Below are 3669 nucleotides of genomic sequence, written 5' to 3' on the forward strand. Positions count from 1 at the left end.
TATGCTTTCATTCCTTTACCATACTGCCGGTAGGCTTTGCCATTGACCGACTGGAAGGAGATGGCATAAAAACAGATTCGTGCTTGCACACCGCTTCTTTGCAGCGTTGGCCGGCACGGCTTCCGCTATTGTGTGTAGGGTTTTGTGTATAGCTATAGCGGGCGGCGTTGTTGGATACTTAACATAATGTGCCTATAGGATTCCCGCCGGTGTGCCTGCATGCCCCGCATAAGCCGGGCAGGCGGGATACTATAGGAACACATTATGTTTAAGTAGCTTCCGCCTGTGCATTGGCTTTTTTGTGGCTTGTGAAGCGATAGCCGTGCAGCTCTTTGGCACTGCAATGATGGCCTTTGTGTGGTGGCTTTGTGTGCAGTGGCAATGTGCTGCATGAAGCATGGGCAAGCGACAAAAAAATGCGTGGGCAGGCGGCAACAATGCAGAGCAGCAATAGCGTTGGCTTTGTGTGTTAGCTTGCTGCAAGCCGTGCTGTGTATCTGCCTTAGCTCATTGGGTGATGTCGCTCAAGTTCGCTTTGCAGATCATCAAGGTTGTTTGCCTGGTATCTTATGGTTGAGCTTACATACTTATGCCCGGCCATATACTGCACCTGCCGAAGATGATTTTTCCGCAACCATTCCGTTATTACACTGCTGCGGATCTGTTTGGCATTGATCACATTTGCATTGAGTTGCTTCAACTGTTTAAACATATACTGCAGGCGGTTATTGATACCAGCCTCCCCAACCCCTCCAAAGGAGGGGCTTTTGAACTTCAGGTATTCCTGCAGCATCGGGATTTGTATAGCATGTAAATGCAAAACTCTTTCATTGGTTCGCTTGGTTCCGTTAATAAAAACTTTTCCGTCTTTCAGCTTAAAGTGATGGTGCTGCAGGCGCATAATTTCTCCAACCGTTACACCCTGGTAGATCATCAGCCCTAACATTATTTTCTTTGATGCGTTTACACTTAACTGTATGCTGTATTGTTTATACAGCTCTTCCAGCTCTTCTATGCTTAAAAGATTTGTTGGCAGCTTTCTTACCAGTCCTTTGATAAAAACACCTGCTGCCGGGTTATCCGTTCGTTTGCTTTCGCTGATCAGGTAATTACAGTAATGCCGCACTATGCAAAGTATATTATGCACTGATCGTTTGGTAATGCCTTTTGTTTGGCAATGCCGCATAAAGTCTAACACGTCATTGTAAGTAAATAGTTCTTCCTTTATATCTTCCTGGTGCAACCAGGTTAAAAAGTTTTCTATCCCTTCGGTGTAGCGGCTTACAGTTGACCCGCTGTATTGCTTTTGTTGTAAGTATTCCGTAAAACTCATGTAGCATCATTTAAAAGGTGAGTGTATATCTGTGTGCTGTCTAAGTCGCCATGCCCTAAAAACTGTTGTATCCGTTCCAGCTTCATGCCGCTTTGTAAAAGATGAGTGGCTATGCTGTGGCGTAATGTATGCGTGCCGACTTTCTTTTTGATCTTCGCTTTCTTCGCCAACTGTTTTACTCTTACATACAAGCTCTGCTTTTGCATCGGTCTGCCTCTGTTAGCATCAATAAAAAACGCGGTTGTTCGCACCTGTTGTAACAACTGCGGTCTTGCATGATCTAAGTACAGCTTTATGGCTTCAAAGTTCTTTTCCGCTACCGGTACAAACCGTTCTTTATAGCCTTTGCCTTTTCTTACATGCAGCACTTTTTTTGTACTGTCTATGTCTTGCAACTCAAGGCATGCACCTTCATTCAGTCGCAACCCGCAACCGTAATACACGGCAAGCATCGCTTTATCACGTATGCCCAGTATTGTTTGCGCTGTTACATCGTAGAGCTTTTGTATTTCAGTTGTTGTAAGCCATACCGGTTTGGTGGTCGCTTCTTCTAATCGCTGTAAACTAAGACCAATAACTGACCTGCCCGTTTGCCTGATGTATTTGCTAAAAAGCAAAAGTGCCTGTATGTATTTATTGATGTGCTTATGGCTTAACGGTCTGCCTGTACGCTGACCGGTTTTATCCTGCAACTGTAGTATAAACGCCTGGGCATCCGGTGCATGGAGCTGCTCTATGGATGGCTTATTGTTTTGCTCCTGGTACTGTAAAAAATCTTTCAGCGCTGTGGCATATACCGGTATGCTTAACGGTGAGTAATTTAAAAGCTGCAACCACTCTGTAAAGCCGGTAAGCAATAGCTTATACTCTGCACTTTGCAGTGCAATGGATTTGTTTGACATAAAAAATGGTTTGGAGAAAAAATACTAATAGTCTTTTTTAGAGAACTACTGAACCACTGAAGCAAAATACAGTCTGGTACTGCATTTGAGTGGTTCATTTCCCTTAGTGAACCACTACTGAACCACTGAACTACTGCCCCTCCTAAATCCTCCCCGCAGGGGAGGACTTTATAAACTCCCGGATTCTTTCAAGTATCTCCTGCAGATGTTGCTCTATCTCGGATTTTAAAGCCTCGTATTCGTCCATCTTTACAATACTATACTCATAGCTGCCTTTGCGGTAACGGTTGCCTGTAGCCTTTATATAGCCGTAGCGTGCAAGCTCGGAAAGGTATCGTTTCATATTGCCGGGGTTCATCCGTAGCTGCTCTCTTATCATTTTCGCATTGAACGTATCGCTGCCGGTTTCTTTGGACAGTTGTTTGAGGGATTCTAAAAACTCTCTTGTCGCTTTGGTTAGCTCATCGCTTTTGCTGAACAATACATCTTTGAGCAAATTAAATGCAGCTTCGATATCTTCAATGGAAGTTTCTATATAGAGCTGCCCGGCATTATCTTTCTTTACTTCTCTCTGGTACTGATGGTAAAAGCTGATCGCTTCTATAAAGCCCAGCAGCAGCGTCATAGTTCTTCTCGGCTTAAAAACCTGCTCCGGGAGCACAATGTATTTTGCATAAGGATTAATGATGCCAATGGGACGTAATACACGTTGTATGTTTTTAAACAGCTCCCGGTACTGCTGCTCTCTTTCCCGGTTTACTTCGCCGGCGGAGAGCCTGGTTTGGTATTCGTTGATGCGTTTGTCCTGGTTTTTTGTCTGGTCGGTGTAGAGCAGTATACAACGGTTGGCATTATCCTCGTATATCTTCTCTTTGGTGGTGCAGCCGCTTACGCTCACCGGCCCTTCCACCGTTAAGGTGATCGTCTTTAAATTGCCCTTGCTGTCTTTGAGGGTAACGGTTTTGGATATACGCCGTTTGGTCTGCAGTTCTCTTAACGGATAAAATACAGCTAATGCACCGTCTAAGTCCTCTATCAAAATTAATTTATGCTTCAGCTCCTCCTGCTTAAAATAATACAAAGCGTTTTCAGTGATTTGGGTGATCTCTATTTTATCTTCCTCCGGTATCAGCTCACTGATGCGCTCCTGTAAATAGGTTTTACCGCTGCCGCTTGCGCCCAGGAACATAATATGCAGGGGGATATTTTGTTTTCTTGTACAATACACCAGGTAAGCGATCAGGCTGTTGGTGGATTCTCCTACAATGCCGCATTGCTGTAATAACTGGCCGGTGCGTTGTAAAAGGTTGGGCTTCTTTAGCTCGGCTATGGCGGTTTGTCGTTGCGCGGGGGTTAGTTCGTTCTTTGTTTCCTGCTTGGGTTGTAATGCCTCTATTCTTTTAATACGGTAGTTCTCCAGCTCGTTGGTCAACT

Annotated in this window: 3 protein-coding genes; all 3 read right to left on the reverse strand. The window is 44.6% G+C overall.

What is annotated here, in order from left to right:
* Positions 1–502: 502 nt before the first annotated feature.
* Positions 503–1333 carry a tyrosine-type recombinase/integrase gene (locus DC498_RS25760; protein WP_116876999.1) on the reverse strand — a complete coding sequence of 277 codons (831 nt, stop codon included), beginning with the start codon at positions 1331–1333 and terminating at the stop codon, positions 503–505.
* Positions 1330–2235 carry a tyrosine-type recombinase/integrase gene (locus DC498_RS25765; RefSeq protein WP_116877000.1) on the reverse strand — a complete coding sequence of 302 codons (906 nt, stop codon included), beginning with the start codon at positions 2233–2235 and terminating at the stop codon, positions 1330–1332. Before DC498_RS25765 ends, DC498_RS25760 begins: the two co-directional genes overlap by 4 nt.
* A gap of 142 nt (positions 2236–2377) precedes the next feature.
* A partial coding sequence (locus DC498_RS26315) for a hypothetical protein (RefSeq protein ID WP_165813968.1) occupies positions 2378–3669 on the reverse strand: 1292 nt, incomplete at its 5' end.

This window comes from Terrimonas sp. (genome assembly GCF_003075435.1).
Taxonomy (GTDB): Bacteria; Bacteroidota; Bacteroidia; order Chitinophagales; family Chitinophagaceae; genus Agriterribacter.

Bases quoted from the DNA above. Each gene is read 5' to 3' on its own strand.
- DC498_RS25765 (WP_116877000.1), bottom strand. From the start codon at position 2,235: ATGTCAAACAAATCCATTGCACTGCAAAGTGCAGAGTATAAGCTATTG.
- DC498_RS25760 (WP_116876999.1), bottom strand. From the start codon at position 1,333: ATGAGTTTTACGGAATACTTACAACAAAAGCAATACAGCGGGTCAACT.